This is a genomic window from Streptomyces sp. NPDC032745 (assembly GCF_055579465.1).
Genome location: NZ_JBVING010000014.1, coordinates 1 through 18092, shown reverse-complemented (window position 1 = coordinate 18092; position 18092 = coordinate 1). Strand labels below are relative to the sequence as shown.

At 73.7% G+C, this 18092-nt stretch carries 19 protein-coding genes and 1 other RNA gene; 13 read left to right on the top strand and 7 right to left on the bottom strand.

The window, feature by feature from the left end; genetic code table 11:
• The first annotated feature begins 2 nt into the window (after positions 1-2).
• The 6 genes from ACZ5WG_RS29925 (at position 3) to efeU (ending at position 6616) form a co-directional block, all read left to right on the top strand.
• Positions 3-1040, top strand: coding sequence for a heme/hemin ABC transporter substrate-binding protein (locus ACZ5WG_RS29925; protein ID WP_468727234.1), 1038 nt, complete (start codon positions 3-5; stop codon positions 1038-1040).
• A gap of 1 nt (position 1041) precedes the next feature.
• The gene (locus tag ACZ5WG_RS29920; RefSeq protein WP_468727232.1) at positions 1042-2175 is read left to right on the top strand and encodes a FecCD family ABC transporter permease; all 1134 of its coding nucleotides are present in this window, start codon (positions 1042-1044) and stop codon (positions 2173-2175) included.
• 2 nt (positions 2176-2177) lie between these two features.
• The gene (locus ACZ5WG_RS29915) at positions 2178-3059 is read left to right on the top strand and encodes a heme ABC transporter ATP-binding protein (RefSeq protein ID WP_468727536.1); all 882 of its coding nucleotides are present in this window, start codon (positions 2178-2180) and stop codon (positions 3057-3059) included.
• 196 nt (positions 3060-3255) lie between these two features.
• Positions 3256-4404 (top strand): iron uptake system protein EfeO, encoded by a 1149-nt coding sequence (gene efeO, locus ACZ5WG_RS29910; RefSeq protein ID WP_468727230.1) that lies wholly within the window; start codon positions 3256-3258, stop codon positions 4402-4404.
• Between the two features lie 21 nt (positions 4405-4425).
• Complete coding sequence (gene efeB, locus ACZ5WG_RS29905) at positions 4426-5730, top strand: iron uptake transporter deferrochelatase/peroxidase subunit (RefSeq protein ID WP_468727229.1); 1305 nt, start codon at positions 4426-4428, stop codon at positions 5728-5730.
• Between the two features lie 25 nt (positions 5731-5755).
• Entirely contained in the window at positions 5756-6616 is an 861-nt protein-coding gene (gene efeU / locus ACZ5WG_RS29900) for an iron uptake transporter permease EfeU (protein WP_468727227.1), read from the top strand.
• Positions 6617-6676: 60 nt separating this feature from the next.
• On the opposite strand, the gene ACZ5WG_RS29895 is transcribed toward efeU, so the two are convergent.
• From ACZ5WG_RS29895 to ACZ5WG_RS29885, 3 genes are all read right to left on the bottom strand, one after another.
• Positions 6677-7237 (bottom strand): GNAT family N-acetyltransferase, encoded by a 561-nt coding sequence (locus ACZ5WG_RS29895; protein ID WP_468727226.1) that lies wholly within the window; start codon positions 7235-7237, stop codon positions 6677-6679.
• Between the two features lie 61 nt (positions 7238-7298).
• Positions 7299-8159: a PhzF family phenazine biosynthesis protein gene (locus ACZ5WG_RS29890; RefSeq protein ID WP_468727224.1), complete on the bottom strand. Its 861-nt coding sequence runs from the start codon at positions 8157-8159 to the stop codon at positions 7299-7301.
• Positions 8160-8200: 41 nt separating this feature from the next.
• Positions 8201-8962, bottom strand: coding sequence for an SDR family oxidoreductase (locus tag ACZ5WG_RS29885; RefSeq protein WP_468727223.1), 762 nt, complete (start codon positions 8960-8962; stop codon positions 8201-8203).
• Between the two features lie 108 nt (positions 8963-9070).
• On the opposite strand from ACZ5WG_RS29885, the gene ACZ5WG_RS29880 reads away from it, so the two are divergent.
• Together ACZ5WG_RS29880 and ACZ5WG_RS29875 are read left to right on the top strand one after the other, a co-directional pair.
• Positions 9071-10408 (top strand): multidrug effflux MFS transporter, encoded by a 1338-nt coding sequence (locus ACZ5WG_RS29880; RefSeq protein WP_468727222.1) that lies wholly within the window; start codon positions 9071-9073, stop codon positions 10406-10408.
• Between the two features lie 111 nt (positions 10409-10519).
• Positions 10520-11527: a small ribosomal subunit Rsm22 family protein gene (locus ACZ5WG_RS29875; protein WP_468727220.1), complete on the top strand. Its 1008-nt coding sequence runs from the start codon at positions 10520-10522 to the stop codon at positions 11525-11527.
• A gap of 28 nt (positions 11528-11555) precedes the next feature.
• Here ACZ5WG_RS29875 and ddaH read toward each other — a convergent pair whose 3' ends face one another.
• Positions 11556-12386, bottom strand: coding sequence for a dimethylargininase (ddaH, locus tag ACZ5WG_RS29870; protein ID WP_353962356.1), 831 nt, complete (start codon positions 12384-12386; stop codon positions 11556-11558).
• Between the two features lie 111 nt (positions 12387-12497).
• Here ddaH and ACZ5WG_RS29865 point away from each other — a divergent pair, with 111 nt between their 5' ends.
• Together ACZ5WG_RS29865 and ACZ5WG_RS29860 are read left to right on the top strand one after the other, a co-directional pair.
• On the top strand, positions 12498-13127 hold the full coding sequence (locus ACZ5WG_RS29865) for a TetR/AcrR family transcriptional regulator (RefSeq protein WP_468727219.1): 630 nt from the start codon (positions 12498-12500) through the stop codon (positions 13125-13127).
• A gap of 205 nt (positions 13128-13332) precedes the next feature.
• Positions 13333-14079 carry a bifunctional DNA primase/polymerase gene (locus ACZ5WG_RS29860; RefSeq protein ID WP_468727218.1) on the top strand — a complete coding sequence of 249 codons (747 nt, stop codon included), beginning with the start codon at positions 13333-13335 and terminating at the stop codon, positions 14077-14079.
• Positions 14080-14138: 59 nt separating this feature from the next.
• Here the strand turns inward: ACZ5WG_RS29860 and yaaA are convergent, their stop codons facing one another.
• Positions 14139-14939 (bottom strand): peroxide stress protein YaaA, encoded by an 801-nt coding sequence (yaaA, locus tag ACZ5WG_RS29855; protein WP_468727217.1) that lies wholly within the window; start codon positions 14937-14939, stop codon positions 14139-14141.
• A gap of 314 nt (positions 14940-15253) precedes the next feature.
• Here yaaA and ACZ5WG_RS29850 point away from each other — a divergent pair, with 314 nt between their 5' ends.
• Complete coding sequence (locus ACZ5WG_RS29850; protein ID WP_468727216.1) at positions 15254-15520, top strand: hypothetical protein; 267 nt, start codon at positions 15254-15256, stop codon at positions 15518-15520.
• Positions 15521-15552: 32 nt separating this feature from the next.
• On the opposite strand, the gene ACZ5WG_RS29845 is transcribed toward ACZ5WG_RS29850, so the two are convergent.
• Together ACZ5WG_RS29845 and ACZ5WG_RS29840 are read right to left on the bottom strand one after the other, a co-directional pair.
• Positions 15553-16434 carry a hypothetical protein gene (locus ACZ5WG_RS29845; RefSeq protein WP_468727215.1) on the bottom strand — a complete coding sequence of 294 codons (882 nt, stop codon included), beginning with the start codon at positions 16432-16434 and terminating at the stop codon, positions 15553-15555.
• The gene (locus tag ACZ5WG_RS29840; RefSeq protein WP_468727214.1) at positions 16431-17168 is read right to left on the bottom strand and encodes a MerR family transcriptional regulator; all 738 of its coding nucleotides are present in this window, start codon (positions 17166-17168) and stop codon (positions 16431-16433) included. The genes ACZ5WG_RS29845 and ACZ5WG_RS29840 overlap by 4 nt, the downstream gene beginning before the upstream one ends.
• Before the next feature lie 79 nt (positions 17169-17247).
• On the opposite strand from ACZ5WG_RS29840, the gene rnpB reads away from it, so the two are divergent.
• Positions 17248-17649, top strand: an RNA gene (gene rnpB, locus ACZ5WG_RS29835) — RNase P RNA component class A.
• A gap of 83 nt (positions 17650-17732) precedes the next feature.
• A complete protein-coding gene (locus ACZ5WG_RS29830; RefSeq protein ID WP_468727212.1) occupies positions 17733-17933 on the top strand; it encodes a hypothetical protein in 201 nt (66 codons plus the stop codon).
• The last annotated feature ends 159 nt before the right edge of the window (positions 17934-18092 follow it).

Here is an 18092-nt window from a genome sequence, read left to right as displayed (position 1 = left end):
TCGTGCCTACGCCCGCCGCGTCAACCCGCCTCCCCCGCCCCGCCCTTGCCCTTGCGCTCGCCTTCTCCGCGCTGGCACTGGCCGCCCTGACGGGCTGCGCGGGCACGTCCGCCACCGGGCCCGGCGCCGCCGCCCGACCGGCCGCCGCGCCGGACCGGGTGGAGCCGCTCTCCCCGGCGCCGCTGCCGGCGCTCCCGGTGACCGTGCCGTCGGCGGACGGCCGCCAGGTGACGGTGACCTCGGCGGAGCGGGTGGTCCCGCTGACGGGCAGCCTCAACGAGATCGTCCAGACGCTGGGCCTCGGCCCCCAGGTCGTCGCCCGCGACATCACGGCCACGTTCGAACAGGCGGCGCAGCTGCCGGTGGTGACCCGGGGCCACGACGTCTCGGCGGAGAGCGTGCTGTCGCTGCGCCCGACGCTGGTGCTGGCCGAGACCACCTCCGGCCCGGCCGAGGCGATCCGGCAGATCCGCGACGCGGGCATCCCGCTGCTGGTGGTGGCCCCGGCCAAGTCGCTGGAGGACGTACCGAAGCGGATCGAGACGGTGGCCGGTGCGCTGGGCGTCAAGGACGCCGGGGCGCAGCTGAACCAGCGCACCGCGGACCGGATCTCCGCCGCCCGCAAGGGCATCCCCGCCGGTGCGGCCACCGGGAAGAAGCCGCGGGTGGCGTTCCTGTACCTGCGCGGCACCGCGTCCGTGTACCTGATGGGCGGCTCCGACTCGGGCGCGGCCTCGCTGCTCGAAGCGGCCGGCGCCGTGGACACGGGCAAGGAGTCGGGGCTCGGCAAGGACTTCACGCCGATCACGAGCGAGGCGCTGGCGGCTGCCGCGCCCGACGCGATCCTGGTGATGTCCAAGGGGCTGGAGTCCGTGGGCGGTACGGAGGGCCTGGTGAAGATCCCGGGCGTCGCGCAGACCCCGGCGGGGATGGACCGGCGGGTCGTCACCGTCGACGACGGCGTGCTGTTGAACTACGGTCCGCGGACCGACCAGGTGCTGAGCTCGCTGATCTCCCAGCTGTACGGAAAGACCGCGTGACGTGACGGGACGGACCACGGCTGCGGCCGAGTTGCCGGGGACCGGCCCCCGGACCCCCGCACCTCGAACGCCGGCGGGGCCGGATCTGCCCCGGGCGGGCAAGGCGCCCCGCCGGACCGGTGCCTGGCTGATCGTGGCGTTGGTCCTCGTGCTCGGCGGGCTGGCGTTGGTGTCCGCCGGGGTCGGGGCCTACGGGATTCCCGTCGCGGACGTGCTCGGCTCCGTGCAGCACCGGCTGGGGCTCGGCGGATCCGCGCTCGACCGGGTCGGCGAGAGCGTGCTGTGGAACGTACGGCTCCCCCGGGTGGTCCTCGCGCTGCTCGTCGGCGGGAGCCTGGGCTGCGCCGGGGCCCTGATGCAGGGGGTGTTCGGGAATCCGCTCGCCGAGCCCGGCGTCATCGGGATCTCCGCGGGGGCCGCCGTCGGCGCGGTGGCCGCCATCGGGCTCGGGCTCAGCTTCTTCGGCAACTGGACCGTCACCGCCTGCGCGTTCGTCGCCGGGCTCGTCACCGTCGGCTCCGTCTACCTCCTCTCCCGCAACGGCGGCAGGGCCGAGGTCGTCACCCTCATCCTCACGGGCATCGCCGCCAACGCCTTCGCCGGCGCCCTGATCGGCCTGTTCGTCTTCTTCGCGGACAGCGGCCAGGTCAACCAGATCACCTTCTGGCAGCTCGGCTCCCTCGCCCAGGCCACCTGGCCCAAGGTGCTCGCCGTCCTGCCCTGCGCGCTCGCCGGCCTGCTGACCGCCCCCTTCTACGCCCGCAAGCTGGACCTGCTCTCCCTCGGCGAGCGGCCCGCCCGCCATCTCGGCGTGGAGGTGGAGCGGCTGCGCCTCACGCTCATCCTCGTCGTCGCGCTGCTCACCGCGGCCGCCGTCGCCGTGGCCGGCGTCATCACGTTCGTCGGGCTGCTCGTCCCGCACCTGCTGCGCATGGCGAACGGCCCCGGCCACCGCTTCCTGGTCCCGGGCAGCGCGCTGGCCGGCGCCGTGGTCCTGCTCGGCGGCGATCTGGCCGCCCGGACCATCGCCCGGCCCGCCGAACTGCCGCTCGGTGTACTGACCGCCCTGATCGGCAGCCCGTTCTTCTTCTTGCTGCTGCGCCGCACCCGCCGCAGGCAAGGAGGCTGGGCGTGAGCATCCCCTTCTTCCGGCGCACCGGGCACAGCGTCCCCGCCCGGCCGTCCCCCGGCACCGCCTTCGCCGAGGCCGTCGGCCTCCACGTCCGGCTCGGCGAGCGCGCGGTGCTGGCCGGGATCGACCTGACCGCACGGGCCGGCGAGGTGCTGGCCCTGGTCGGCCCGAACGGCGCCGGCAAGTCCACCCTGCTGGCCGCCCTCGCGGCCGATCTGCCCGCCGCCGAGGGCCTCGTACGGATCGACGGGCGCCCGGCGGGCGACTGGGCGGCCCCGGACCTGGCCCTGCGCCGGTCCGTACTCCCCCAGTCCGCGCAGATGTCCTTCCCCTTCCCCGTGGGGGACGTCGTACGGATGGGCCGCGCCCCCTGGGCCGGCACCCCGCTCGCCGACTCCGACGAGGAGGCGGTGGCCGCCGCCATGGCCGCGACGGAGGTGGCCGGCTTCGCCGCCCGCCCCTTCTCCGCGCTCTCCGGCGGCGAGCGGGCCCGGGTGGCGCTGGCCCGGGTGCTGGCCCAGCAGGCCCCGCTGCTGCTGCTCGACGAGCCGACCGCCGCCCTGGACCTGCGCCACCAGGAGCTGGTGCTGCGGATCTGCCGGGAGCGGGCCGCGGCCGGGGACGCGGTGGTGGTCGTCCTGCACGACCTGGGCCTGGCCGCCGCGTACGCCGACCGGGCCGCCGTACTGCACGATGGGCGGATCGCGGTGGACGGACCGCCGGCCGAGGTGTTCGGGGACGAGCTGCTGAGCCGGGTCTACCGGCAGCCCGTCGAGGTCCTCCCGCATCCGCGGACCGGGGTTCCGCTCGTGGTCCCCGTACGGGACGACAGCCGTTCCGCCATGACGACGGCCGTTCCGGCGTACGGAACGGTCACTTCGGCTTGACCTCCGCTTGACCCTCCCATGGGTTGGTGCTGGAGGTGCCGTGACGGGCCCGTGTCCGGCGGTCGTAGGTGTGTGCTGAATCACTGGACGTGCGGGTATGGGTCAGGTAAGCCTCGGTTAAGTTAGGTCCGCCTCACCGGCCGCCCCTCCTGATCGGGGCGGCCGTCTGCCGAACGCCAGACAGCCAGGAGCACGCATGCGTCCCGCCCGCCTCACCGTCCTCACCGCGGTTGCCGCCGTGGCCGCGCTCACCGCCGTCACCGGCTGCGCCGAGAAGAGCGGCGCCGGCGACGGGTCCGTCAAGGTCGCCGCCTCCGACAGCGCCTGCGAGGTCTCCAAGACGGAGTTCCCCGCCGGAAAGGTCACCCTCGAGGTCGAGAACAAGGGCTCCAAGGTCACCGAGGTCTACGTCCTCTTCCCGGACGACCGCATCGTCGCCGAGCGCGAGAACATCGGCCCCGGCACCAAGGCCTCCATCACCGCGGAGATCAAGGCCGGCGACTACGAGATCGCCTGCAAGCCCGGCATGAAGGGCGACGGCATCCGCCAGAAGGTCAAGGCCACGGGCAACGGCGCCGCCGAGAAGCGCAGCCCCGAGCTGGACGCCGCGGTCGCCGAGTACCGCAAGTACGTGCAGGAGCAGGCCGACCAGACCCTCCCCAAGGCGCAGGCCTTCGCGGACGCGGTCAAGGCCGGCGACGTCGAGGCCGCCAAGAAGGCGTACGCCGCGTCCCGCATCGGCTGGGAGCGCACCGAGCCGGTCGCCGAGTCCTTCGGCGACATCGACCCGAAGGTCGACGTCCGCGAGGACGGCCTGGAGGCCGGCCAGGACCCGGCGAAGGACTGGACCGGCTGGCACCGTCTGGAGAAGGCCCTGTGGGTCGACAACAAGATCGGCGACGCCGAGAAGAAGCTCGCCGACCAGCTGATCACCGACCTCACCGACTGGCAGAAGAAGGTCGGCCAGGCGGAGATCACCCCCACCTCGATGGCGAACGGTGCCAAGGAGCTGCTGGACGAGGTCGCCAGCGGCAAGGTCACCGGTGAGGAAGAGCGCTACAGCCACACCGACCTGGTCGACTTCAAGGCCAACGTCGAGGGCGCCCAGAAGGCGTACGAGCTGCTCAAGCCGGTCGCCGCGAAGAACGACCCGGCCCTGTCCGCGGAGCTGGACAAGCAGTTCGCCGCGATGAACACGCTGCTCGACAAGTACCGCGCCGACAAGAACACCTACGACTTCACGTCGTACGAGACCGTCGGCCCGGACCAGCGCAAGGAGCTCTCGGACGCGGTCAGCGCCCTCGGGGAGCCGCTGTCCAAGCTTGCCGCCGCCGTCGCCAAGTAACGCGGATCAGGGGTAACGGACATGTCTGACGACACCAGCACCACCGGCCCGGCCACCGAGGCCGCCGCCGAGACCGCCCCCGGTGAGGCAACCGGCGGGCCGTCCCGCCGGACCGTGCTCGGCTGGGGCGGTGCCGGGCTCGCGCTCGGCGCCGCCGCGGCGGGCGGCACGGTCGCCGCGCTCACCGACACCACGGACGCCGTTCCGGCTGCGCTCAGCGGCTCCGCCGTGCCCTTCCACGGCACGCACCAGGCCGGTATCGCCTCCGCCGTCCAGGACCGGCTGCACTTCGCCGCGTTCGACGTGAAGACGAAGGACCGCGCGGAGCTCGTCCAGCTCCTCAAGGACTGGACGCGGGCCGCCGAGCGGATGACCGCCGGACTTCCCGTCGGCGAGGGCGCCGTCGGCGGCCTCCCCGAGGCCCCGCCGGACGACACCGGCGAGGCGCTCGGCCTCAAGCCGTCCCGGCTGACGCTGACCATCGGCTTCGGCGCCTCGCTCTTCGCCAAGGACCGCTTCGGTCTGGAGGGCAGGCGCCCCGAGGCCCTGGTCGACCTGGAGCAGTTCCCCGGCGACAACCTGGACCCGGCCAAGAGCGGCGGGGACCTGTGTGTGCAGGCCTGCGCGGACGACCCGCAGGTCGCGGTGCACGCGATCCGCCAGCTCGCCCGGATCGGCTTCGGCAAGACGGCGGTGCGCTGGTCGCAGCTCGGCTTCGGCAAGACCTCGTCCACCACCCCGGACGAGCAGACCCCGCGCAACATGATGGGCTTCAAGGACGGCACCCGGAACATCTCCGGCACCGACACCGCCGCCCTCGAAAAGCACGTGTGGGTCGCCGACGAGGCCAAGGGCGCCTCGGCGTGGATGGCCGGCGGCTCGTACCTGGTCGCCCGCCGGATCCGCATGAACATCGAGATCTGGGACCGCACTCCGCTCCAGGAGCAGGAGGACATCTTCGGCCGGGACAAGGCCGAGGGCGCGCCGGTCGGCAAGTCGAAGGAGCGCGACGAGCCGTTCCTGAAGGCGATGAAGCCGGAGGCGCACGTCCGCCTCGCGCACCCGGACAGCAACGACGGTGCAACGATCCTGCGCCGCGGCTACTCCTTCACCGACGGCACGGACGGACTGGGCCGGCTCGACGCGGGCCTGTTCTTCCTCGCGTACCAGCGCGACGTCCGCAAGGGCTTCATCCCGATCCAGCGCAAGCTGGCAAAGAGCGACGTGCTCAACGAGTACATCCAGCACGTGAGCTCGGCCCTCTTCGCCGTTCCGCCGGGCGTCCGCGACAAGGACGACTGGTGGGGCCGGGCGCTGTTCGCGTAGTTCCGCGGCACGGAAAGGAACCGACGTGTTCAGCAATTATCTGATCGGCCTGCGCGAGGGGCTCGAGGCCAGCCTGGTCGTCTGCATCCTCATCGCGTACCTGGTGAAGACCGGGAACAAGGACAGGCTGGGGCCGCTGTGGCTCGGCGTCGGCCTCGCGGCCGCGCTCAGCCTGGCCTTCGGCGCGGGGCTGGAATTCGGCACCTCGGAGCTGACGTTCCAGGCGCAGGAGGCGATCGGCGGCAGCCTGTCGATCGTCTCGGTGGGCCTGGTGACGTGGATGGTCTTCTGGATGAAGCGCACCGCGCGGCACATGAAGACCGAGCTGCAGGGCAAGCTCGACGCGGCCCTCGCGATGGGCACGGGCGCCCTGGTCACGACGGCGTTCCTGGCCGTCGGCCGGGAGGGCCTGGAGACCTCGCTGTTCGTGTGGCGGTCGGTCCACGCGGCCGGTGACGGCGCGGGTCCGCTGGTGGGCGTGCTGCTCGGGATCGGCTCGTCGATCGTGCTGGGCTGGCTGTTCTACCGCGGCGCGCTGAAGATCAACCTGTCCAAGTTCTTCACCTGGACCGGCGGGATGCTGGTCGTGGTCGCCGCGGGCGTGCTCGCGTACGGGGTCCACGACCTCCAGGAGGCCGAGTTCCTGCCCGGCCTCATGAACAAGGCCTTCGACGTCAGCTCGGCGGTCCCGCCGGACAGCTGGTACGGGACGCTGCTGAAGGGCACGTTCAACTTCCAGCCGGACCCGACCTGGCTGCAGGTCGCGGTGTGGGCGGCGTACCTGGTCCCGACGCTGCTCCTGTTCCTCGGGGTGCTCGGCCGTACGACGGCTGCGGCGGACCCGGCGCAGGCGGTCTCGGCGAAGGCCGGGGCCAGCGGCTCGTAGGGCATGCGGAAGGGGCCCGGATCGAAATGATCCGGGCCCCTTCGGCGTGTCCGGGCCGGGTCACCAGAGGCGGTCGACGAGCCCCGGGTACAAGGCGATCCGTGCTCCCGCGAAGGCCGCGGGTGAGGTGTCCGGGCCGGGGAAGTCGGCCAGGACCTCCTTGGCGAAGCCGGGCGCGTCCGTGGCCAGCGGCTCCTCGGGCGTCCCGCCGACCAGTACGGTCCCGGCCAGCCGGGTGAAGCCGGCCGCCTCGTAGAAGGGGACGAGCGGCCGGTCGCAGCTGAACAGCACGAGGTCCACGGCCGGGTCGGCGGCCAGCGCCGCGCGGGCCGCCGCCACCAGCCGGCCGCCGTGCCCGCGGCCCCGCGCGGTGTCCCGGGTCACCACCGCGCTCAGCCCGGCGGCGCGGTACGTGCGGCCCGCGTGCCGGATCTCCTTGAACAGCAGCGCGAGGGAGGCGGCCACCGTGCCGTCGTCGTCGAGCAGCACCATCGCCACGGGCGCGAGGGCCGGGTCGTGGCCGGTCCGGGAGCCGGGCCAGGCCTGCGCCTCCAGGGCCGCGACCTGCTCGGCGAGCCCGGCCGGCAGCTCGGCCTCCGCGTACGTCAGCAGCGTCGTCACCCGTGTGCCTCCCGTCCGCGGCGCGGGTTCCCGCCGCGGGCCGGCGCCGGCAGGCCGTGGCTCATCCGATCCGGACCCCGCTGCCGCCGACCCGGACCCGGGGGTCGCCGGCGCGGAGTTCCACCGTCAGGACGCCCGGGCGGCCCATGTCCTCGCCCTGGTGGAGGGTGAGCACCGCGTCCGCCGGGGCCAGGCCGAGCTCGCGCGCGTACGCCCCGAAGGCGGCCGCGGCGGCTCCGGTCGCGGGGTCCTCGACGACGCCGCCGACCGGGAAGGGGTCCCGTACGTCGAACAGGGCCGGGCCCGCCCGGTGCACCAGCTGGACGGTGGTCAGGTCCAGGCGCCGCATCAGCGCCTCCAGCCGGGGGAAGTCGTACGCGAGGTCCGCGAGCCGGGCCCGGGTGGCGGCGCCGAGCACCAGGTGGCGGTTTCCCGCGTAGGCGATCCTGGGCGGGATGGCCGGGTCCAGGTCGGCCTGCGGCCAGTCCAGCGCGGCCAGCGCCTCGGCGAGGTCCGCCGGGTCGACGTCCTCGACGTGCGGTTCGACGCTGGTCAGGACGGCCCGCAGGCCGCCCTGCCCGTCCAGGGTCACCGACACCGGCACCGTGCCGACGCGGGTCGCGAAGACCAGGTCGCCCGGCCCGATCCGCTCGCCCAGCGCGATGGCGGTGGCCACGGTGGCGTGCCCGCAGAAGGGGACCTCAGCCTTCGGGCTGAAGTACCGCACGCTGAAGGCCCGTCCTTCCGCACCGCCCAGGCCCTCGGGCGGGGCGGTGAGGAAGGCCGTCTCGCTGTAGTCCAGCTCGGCGGCGATCCGCAGCATGTCGGCCTCGTCCAGCCCGGTCGCATCGAGCACGACCCCGGCGGGGTTGCCCCCGGCCGGGTCGTCCGAGAAGGCGGTGTAACGCAGTACGTCAGTCATGATCACCCCAACTCCCGGCCAGGCGCCCGCATTCCCGGGGGTCAGCCTCGCCCGATGTACGGCATCGTCGTCGCCATCACCGTCGCGAACTGGACGTTCGCCTCCAGCGGCAGCTCCGCCATGTGCAGCACCGTGCGCGCCACGTCGGCGGCGTCCATCACCGGCTCCACCGCCAGCTGCCCGTTCGCCTGGAGGATCCCGGTCTGCATCCGCTCGGTCATCTCGGTGGCCGCGTTGCCGATGTCGATCTGCCCGCAGGCGATCCGGTACGGCCGCCCGTCCAGCGAGAGCGACTTCGTCAGGCCCGTCATCGCGTGCTTGGTCGCGGTGTAGGCGACCGAGTTCGGCCGCGGCACGTGCGCGGAGATCGAGCCGTTGTTGATGATCCGGCCGCCCTGCGGGGCCTGCGCCTTCATCTGCCGGAAGGCCGCCTGCGCACACAGGAAGGACCCGGTCAGGTTGACGTCGACCACCGAGCGCCAGGCCTCGTACGTGAGGTCCTCCAGCGGGACGCCGCCCGGGCCGAAGGTCCCGGCGTTGTTGAAGAGGAGGTCGAGGCGCCCGTAGTGCTCGCGGACCGCGGCGAACAGCGCGGCCACGTCGTCCGGATCGCTGACGTCGGCCCGTACGCACAGCACGTCCGCGCCGGCCCCGGCCGCCTTCGCCGTCTCCGCCAGCGGTTCGGTCCGGCGGCCTGCCGCGGCCACCGACCAGCCGGCGGCGGCCAGGGTCAGCGCCACGGAGCGGCCGATGCCGGAGCCCGCTCCGGTGACCAGGGCGATCTTCTTCCCACTTGCGTTCATGGGGCCGCAGGGTACGTCACATGTCGCATCGGTCCACGGACGTTCCGACAGCTGAGAGCATGGGTCGGTCGGGGGTGTGAAAAGACGACGAAAAGACTGGAGTTCCGCATGCCGGAGAGAGGCCCCGCGACGGCCCCCTCGCACGAGCCGTCGCCCGAGACGCCCTCCGCACCGCAGACCGCTTCCGCACCGACGACCCCTTCCGCACCGGGTCCCGCTTCCGCCCCGCTCACGTCCGCCCGCCGTACCGGACTGCTCGTCACTTTCATACTCGGCGGGCTCAGCGCCCTCCCCCCGCTGTCCATGGACATGTACCTGCCGGCCCTGCCGGAGGTCACCGACGCCCTGGACAGCCCGGCCGCCACCATCCAGGTCACCCTCACCGCCTGCCTCGCCGGCATGGCGCTGGGCCAGCTCGTCATCGGCCCGATGAGCGACAAGTGGGGCCGCCGCCGGCCCCTGCTGATCGGCATGGTGGTCTACGTACTCGCCACCGCGATCTGCGCCCTCGCCCCGACCGCCGAGCTGCTGATCGGCTTCCGGCTGCTCCAGGGCCTGGCCGGGGCCGCCGCGGTCGTCATCGCCCGGGCCGTCGTGCGCGACCTGTACGACGGGGTCGAGATGGCCCGGTTCTTCTCCACGCTGATGCTCATATCCGGCGTGGCCCCGGTCGTCGCCCCGCTCATCGGCGGCCAGGTGCTGCGCTTCTCCGACTGGCGCGGGGTGTTCGTCGTCCTCACGGCCGTCGGCGCCCTGCTCACCCTCGTCGTCTGGCGCAGCCTCGGCGAGACCCTGCCGCCCGGGCAGCGGCAGACCGGCGGCGTGGGCTCCGCGCTGCGGACCATGCGCGGGCTGCTCGCCGACCGGGTCTTCGCCGGGTACACCCTGGCCGGCGGCTTCGCCTTCGCCACGCTCTTCTCGTACATCTCCGCCTCGCCCTTCGTGGTGCAGGAGATCTACGGGGCTTCGCCGCAGGCCTTCAGCCTGCTGTTCGGCCTCAACTCGGTCGGCCTGATCGCCGCCGGACAGGTCAACGGCAAGCTGCTGGTCGGCCGGGTCCGCCTGGACAAGGTGCTCGCGGGCGGGATCGCCGTCATCACCGCCGCCTCGGTGGCGCTGCTGCTGATGGCGGCCGGGGTGTTCGGGGAGGCCGGGCTGGTCCCGATCGCGGCCGCGCTGTTCGTGCTGATGTCGGCGATGGGCGTGGTCCTGCCGAACACCAACGCGCTGGCGCTGATGCGCACCCCGCACGCGGCCGGGTCGGCCTCGGCGCTGCTGGGCACCTCCTCCTTCCTGGTCGGGGCGATCGCCTCGCCGCTGGTCGGCATCGCGGGCGAGGGCACGGCGGTGCCGATGGCGGTGGTCCAGCTGGTGTGCTCGCTGCTGGCGGCCGCCTGCTTCGCCGGCATGTGCCGGCCCTGGCAGAACCGGGAGTCCGCGGTCTGAGCCGGACGCCCGGGCCCCGGCAAGACGGTGGAGTGTGAGCCGGACGGCCCGGGCCCGGGCGGGAGGTTCGGCGCGGCGTCCGGGGTGTCCCCGGCGCCGTAAACTTCGCTGGTGAACGCCTCCGCCTCCGTCCCCACCACCGCCGAAACGCTGCGGTCCGCGCTCGGCGGGCTGCTCGACGGGCTCCCGCCGAAGCAGGCCACCGCCGCCGTCGACCGGCTGATCGCCAACTACCGCGGCCGGACCCCGACCGACGTACCCGTCCTGCGCGACCGCTCCGACGTCGCGGCGTACGCGGCGTACCGGATGCCGGCCACCTTCGAGGCCGTACGGTCCGCCCTGGACGCGCTCGCCGAGGCCGCGCCGCAGTGGTCCCCGGCCTCCCACGTCGACGTGGGCGGCGGCACGGGCGCGGCGACCTGGGCGGTGGACGCCATCTGGGACGGCCCGCGCGGCACCACGGTCCTGGACTGGGCGGAGCCGGCGCTGGCCCTCGGCAAGGAGCTCGCGGCATCCTCCGGCTCGGAGGTGCTGCGCAGCGCCGAGTGGCGGCGGGCCGTCATCGGATCCGGTCTGGCCCTCCCCGAGGCGGACCTCGTGACGGTGTCGTACGTACTGGGCGAGCTGACGCCGGAGGCCCGCCGGGCCGTGGTCGCCGAGGCGGCCCGCGCCGGGCAGGCCGTGGTGCTGATCGAGCCGGGCACGCCCGAGGGGTACCTGCGCATCCGCGAGGCCCGTGACCAGCTGATCGGGGCGGGGCTGAAGGTCGCCGCCCCGTGCCCGCACGACGGCACCTGCCCGATCGAGGTCGGGCAGGACTGGTGCCACTTCTCGGCGCGGGTCAGCCGGTCCTCCCTGCACCGCAAGGTCAAGGGCGGGTCCCTGCCGTACGAGGACGAGAAGTTCAGCTACGTGGCCGCGACCCGCTTCCCCGTGGAGCCGGTCCCCTCCCGGATCACGCGGAGGCCGCAGATCCGGAAGGGGCTCGTCCTGCTGGAGCTGTGCGGCCCCGAGGGCGAGGGCCTGACCCGGGTCAACGTGACCAAGCGCCACGGTGACCTGTACAAGGCGGCGCGGGACGCCGACTGGGGCCAGGAGTGGCCGCCGGCCACCCCGTAGCTGCGCGGGCGCAGCCGCGCAGCAGCCGCTACATCCGCAGCTCCTGGGTACAGCACTTCACGCTGCCGCCGCCCTTGAGCAGCTCGCCCAGGTCCATCGGGACCGGCTCGAAGCCCCGGTCCCGCAGGGGTGCGAACAGCCCGGCCGCCGCCTGCGGGAGCAGGACGTGCCGGCCGTCCGAGACGGCGTTGAGGCCGAGGGCCGCCGCGTCCTCGGCGCCGGCGATCAGCGCGTCCGGGAACAGCCGCCCGAGCACCGCCTGGCTGCCGGGCGAGAAGGCGGGCGGGTAGTACATGACCTCGTCGCCGTCGAGCACGCACAGCGCCGTGTCCAGGTGGTAGTACCGCGGGTCCACCAGGTCGAGGCCGATGACCGGCCGGCCGAAGAACTCCTGCGCCTCGTCGTGCGAGAGCGGGCTGGAGCGGAAGCCCCGCCCGGCCAGGATGTAGCTCGCGGTGACCGCGAAATCGCCCTCGCCCTCGTTGACATGGGACGGCTCGTGGACGTCCTGGAAGCCGTGGGTCCGGAACCAGTCGAGGTGGATCTCCGCCTCGGCGGCGCGCTCCGGGTAGGCGAACCGGGCGCCGAGCACCCGGCCGTCGACGACGAGGGCGCCGTTCGCGGCGAAGACCATGTCGGGCAGCTCGGGGTCCGGTACGAGCGTCTCGACGGTGTGGCCGAGGGAGCGGTAGCGGTCCCGGAGGTCTTCCCACTGGGCGTGTGCGAGGGGCAGGTCCACCGGTTTCGTGGGGTCCATCCACGGGTTGATGGAGTACGTGACCTTGAAGTGTGCGGGTGGGCACATCAAGTAGCGCCGGGGTGTGGCGTCTCTGCGCAAAGAAGGCTCCTCACGACTCACGGGAGATGTGGAGAGAATCGTCTCTCCTCATCGGAGACCGCGCAGTGAACTGATTGGGTGGTTTACGGAATGACACAAAGACGAGACGTCTCGCGTTGATAATTTGTCCGAATGAGCAGCAGAACGTCCGACGGTAAGGCCCCCGACCCCGCCCGCCGCAGCGACCGCTCCCGGCGGGCCATCCTCGACGCGGCGCTCGCACTGGTCGCGGAGGTCGGCTACAACAAGCTGACCATCGAGGCCATCGCCGCCCGCGCGGGCGTCGGCAAGCAGACGATCTACCGCTGGTGGCCGTCGAAGGCGGCGGTCCTGCTGGACGCCTCGCTCGCGCTCTTCGGGGACGCGGAGGCGGAGGCCGGCTGGACGGGCTTCCCGGACACCGGCGACCTCGCGGCGGACCTCAAGCTGGTGCTGCGGCTGACGGTGGACCAGTTCAACGACGAGAAGTACTCGGCCCCCACCCGCGCCCTGACCGCCGCCGGGGCGACCGATCCGGAGCTGAGCGCCCGCTTCACCGAGCAGCTGCTGGAGCCGCAGCTCGCCCTGTACGAAGCACGGTTGCGGGCGGCCCGGGAGGCCGGGCAGCTCGCGGCGGACGTGGACCTGCGCCTGACGGTGGAGATGCTGGTCGGGCCGCTGACGTACCGCTGGCTGCTGCGGACGGCGCCGCTGACGCACGCTTATGCGGACGCGCTGGTGGACCGGGTGCTGGGCGGGGTGGCGAAGGTCACCGCCGGCTGACCGGCGGGTGGCCGGCCGGTGGTCGGCGGGTGAAGGCGGGGACAATTGGCCGAATTTCACCGAAATGTGACGGTATTCCGGCTACCGCTCCGCACGCTCCATGCACCTCTCCACCACCCCCCGGTGGGGGAGAGCGGTCACCCGGACCGCAGGATGGTGGGACCATGTGAGGGTCTGCCGGGGAAACGGTGAGGTGAGGGGATAGATGGGGTCTGAGTCCGGCCGCGTCAAACGCGGCGAGCAGAGCAGGATTTCCCAGTGGCTGCGCCGGCGGCCCAAACCCTCCCCCGAAGATCCCGAGCGCGCACGCGAGGCCCTTCTGCTGGCCGTGGCCGCCGCAGGCCTGCCGCTCGCCCCCGCCGCCCACCCCGCCGGCTACCGGTGTTCGTGCGAGCGGATCGGCTGTCCCACGCCCGCGCGGCACCCCCTCTCCTTCGCCTGGCAGACGCAGTCGTCGACCGACCGCGCGCAGATCGAACGCTGGGCGCGCAACCAGCCGCAGGCGAACTTCATCACCGCGACGGGCATGGTCCACGACGTACTGGACGTCCCGCTCGAAGCCGGGGCGAGCGCACTGGCGCGCCTGCTGGCGGCGGGCGTCGAGGTCGGCCCGGTCGCGGAATCGGGCGGTACGGGCGACCAGGCCCGGATGCTCTTCTTCACGGCGACGCGCGGCACCCCCGAGGACGAGGACGAGTGGTGGCCGTGCGAGCTGGACTGCCACCCGGAGACGATGGACGAGCACCCGGGCCTGCGGTGGCACTGCCGTGGGAGCTACGTCCTGGTCCCGCCGGCGGCCCTGCCGGGTGACCTGGCGGTGACCTGGGTCCGCGGTATGGAGCACCCGCTCCCGGATCCCCTCACCCTCCTGGAAACGCTGACGGACGCCTGCGCCACGTACGCCGGCGCGTCCGACCGGTCCCCTTCGGCGGCCTGGCCCCTGAGCCGCTGACCCCGGCGGGGCTGGATCTCCCAGCCCCGCTTGGCGTTTGAGGCGCGGACCGGCGGCGGTCAGTGGATCTGGGTGACCACCACGTCCAGGGACCAGGCCTTGGCCGGCTTGGCCGGGGGCTCCGCCTCCACCGCGTAGCCCAGGTCGCGCAGCGCCGTGACCAGGGCCGCCGGGTTCTCGGGGACGGCACCCGCGATGAGCAGGTCCCGCACCAGCCGGCCCTTCGTCGCCTTGTTGAAGTGGCTCACCACGGACCGCTTCTCCACCCCGTCCACGACCTGCGCATGCAGCACCCGCACCGTCGCCGTGCGCCCCGCCACCTCGCCCTTGGGCTTCCACGCCGACCCGTACGCCGAGGACCGCAGGTCCAGCACCAGCCCGTCCCCCGCCGCAGCCGGCATGACCGCCGCCATCGGCTCCCGCCAATACGCCCCCAGCGCACCCAGCGCCGGCAGCTTCACACCCATCGAGCAGCGGTAGGAGGGGATCCGGTCCGTCACCCGGACCGCGCCCCACAGGCCCGAGAACACCAGCAGGGACTGCTCCGCCAGCGCCCGCGCATCCGCCGGCAGGTCCGCCAGGCCCAGCGCGTCGTACAGCACGCCGGTGTAGATCTCGCCCGCCGGCCGGGCCACCGCGGACCGCAGCCCGGCGTTCTTCGCCACCTCGCCGCGCAGCCCCTCGCTGAGGCCGAGCACCTCGCGGGCCTTCAGCTCGTCCCCCGCACACAGCTCGACCAGTTCCGCCAGCACGGCCGCCCGCGCCCCGGCCAGTCCGGGCAGTGACAGCGTCTCCGGCTCCAGGGGCGCGCCGGAGCCGCCGGCGGCCTTTCCCTCGGACGGCGGCAGCAGCACGAGCACGGTGGTTCTCCTTCGGTACGACACGGCGCAGGGGGTGCGGCCCCCGAGCCAGGGTAAGGCTCGCGCCGCACCACCGGCGCCCACCCGCCCCAGGGCCTGGCTTCCCGGCGGAGCCGGCGCTGGCCGGCCGGGCGGAGATCCCGTTCGCCCCCGCCCCGGCGGTGTCCGCCGCAGGTCCGGCGTGCGCGCGGCGGCGGGCTGCCCTAGCGTCGAAAGAAGCGGGGCAGCCGTCCGGCGCCCCGACCGGATCCACGCGGCAGGTGGCTCGACCGGCTCCGCGAGTCCCCCGACCGCCCGGAGAGCAGGTGCCTCCCATGCGCATGTCGGCTCGTATCGCCGGTGTCCTCACCGGCCTGACCCTGGCACTCGGCGGCGGGGCCTTCGCCGCCCACGCGGACATCCCGGCCTGCACGAACCTGGTCGCGCAGTCGGGCACCGCCGTCTCGGACGCCGTCACGTCGGCCTGCGTCCAGGGTGTGCACGGTGACCTGGACGGCTGTGTGGGCGCCCTGACCGCGGCCGGCGTCGCGGGCGGCGCCGCGAACGGCGCCTGCCGGATGGCGGCCAGCCCTCCCAGGTGACCGGCCGCCTCGCGGTGCCGTAGGGCCCGGTGTCACCGGGCCTCGGCGTCGGCATCCGTCCCCGCCCGTGGTGGGGCCCCGTCCGGGCCGGACCGGCGCAGCGCGGCCACCAGCGTGCGCGGGTCGTCGGCGTGGAAGCGGATGGTGCGGGCCTCGGCCCGGGAACCGAGCGGCCGGACGAACGGGAGCGGACCGGTCAGCTCCAGGGTCACCGTTGTCTGGCTGCCCACGATCAGGTCGAGCACCCCGTCCTCGGAGAGGGAGACGAGCCGGCCCTCCGGGTAGCGCCGGTCCACACGGACCGAGGCCACCGCGTCCGGCGGGACGGTGAGGTCGAACAGGGCCCCGTAGCGGATCCGCAGGGAGCCGTCCCGGCGGACCACGTGCGGCCGGGTCACGCAGGCGGCGTGCAGCGCCAGCAACAGCACCACCCCGTACACGTCGAGGACCAGCACCACCCGGTGCACGGCCGGCCACGGGATCAGGACGGCCAGGCCGACCGTCTCGACGAGCGACACGAACAGCAGCCCGTACATCATGGCCGTCTGCGGTCCCGTGTACCCGGCGGCCAGCTCGCCCGCGCCCACCCCGTGCGGCGGCCGGCGCAGCACCCACCGCCCCAGCGAGGCCAAGGCGCGCAGCTCGTGCAGCAGCAGTTTCCGTGCCGGCACGGGTACGAGGGCACGCAGGGCCTCCCGTCCGGCCGTCCCGGGGCCGTCGCCGCGGCCGCGCCGGTCGGCGTACAGCCTGCCCAGCACCGTCGCTTCGAGCAGCAGCACGCAGAGCACGAGCGCCTCCGCGACGGCGAGGGCCCAGCCGGGCAGCCGCACCCCGGCGACCCCGCACAGCAGCAGGACCAGCTCCCCCGGTATGACGGCTCCGGCCACCCACCGCGCCGCCCGTACGCCGCTCATCCCCGGCCCCTCTCCATGAACGCCTCCATCACCCGGCGTACGACCTCCGCCTGCGCGGGGGCGTACTCGGCGAGCAGCGCCTGCGCGAACCCCTCGCCGACCGGCCGCCCGTCGGCCGGGATCGCCGCGAACGCCTCGTCGGGGACCGCCGCCACCAGTTCGGCGGCGAGCGCCGGGATCCGCGGGTCGTCGACCGGGGCGTCGGCCAGCTCGTCCAGCCGCTCGTACAGCGCGAGGACGGACGGATCGGCGGCCAGCGGGGCGAGCGCGGAGTAGAGCTCCTCGCCGGCGGCCCCGGACACGTCGAGCAGCGTCAGGTGCTCGCGGTCCATCGCGGCGCTCGGCGAGGCGGTCTTCGGCGCCCGGGCGAGCAGCGCGGCGAGCGCGGGCGAGACCGGTTCGTTCTCCCCGGGCGGCGCAGCCAGCAGCACGGCGAGCCGGCGCCGGCGCTCGGCCAGCTCGGCCTCCTGCCGGGCCAGGTCGGCGTCGAGCTCCTCGAGTACGTCGGCCAGCTCGCGCCCGGCGTCGTCCGCGAGCACGTCGCGCACCTCGTCCAGGGTGAGCCCGAGCTCGGTGAGCCGGCGCACCCGCGCCAGCAGGACGGCGTCGCGCACGCCGTACGCGCGATATCCGTTGGACCTGCGCTCCGGCTCCGGGAGCAGGCCGACATGGTGGTAGTGCCGGATGGCCCGGGTGGTGACCCCGACCAGCGCGGCGATCTCTCCGATCCGCATGCCGTCCAGTAGAAACCCTGCCGCTGCGTCAAGGTCAAGCCGTGGGTGGCACAGCCGGTAACATGGTCGCCACGGCAGACGAGTCGGCCGGGCGGCCGCGTCGGGATCCCCGGATCCCGCCGAGGAACGTCCGGGCTCCACAGGGCAGGGTGGTGGGTAACGCCCACCCGGGGTGACCCGCGGGACAGTGCCACAGAAAACAGACCGCCGGGGGCTTCGGCCCTCGGTAAGGGTGAAACGGTGGTGTAAGAGACCACCAGCGCCTGGGGTGACCCAGGCGGCTAGGTAAACCCCACCCGGAGCAAGGTCAAGAGGAGCCGTCTTCGGACGGCTCTGCGCGAACGCTTGAGGGCTGCCCGCCCGAGTTCGCGGGTAGACCGCACGAGGCCGGCGGCAACGCCGGTCCTAGATGGATGGCCGTCTCCCCGGCGACCGCGAGGTCACCGGGAGACAGAACCCGGCGTACAGGCCGGCTCGTCTGCCACTTCCGCCCCGAACCGCCTTCATCGGTCCGGGGCGGTTCTGTGTCGGGCGCGCCCTCGACACGTACAAGAGGCGGGGAAGATGACCTTCGTACTCCTGCTGCTCGTGGCTGCCGCCGTCGGCGGGGCCGTCAGCGTGGTGTGGGCGGAACGCGGCGGGCCGCGCTGGGTCCGCATCGTGGCGAGCGTGACGCTCGGCGTCGCGGCGGTGGCGCGCGGCCTCCAGAAGAACGGACGGCGGGGCGGCAGCAGGAGCAGCGGAAGCAGCGACGGCGACGAATAGGGCCGGCTGTCCGCGCCGCTCATGCGGGGTCGGGCCGGTTCCGGCAGGACCGAGCCCCGGGCGGCCGTGACGGGGCCGCCCGGGAAGCGGGGGGGGGGGGGGGGGGGGGGGGGGGGGGTGGGGTCTTTTCTTCTATTTTTTTTTCTTTTTTGTGGGGGA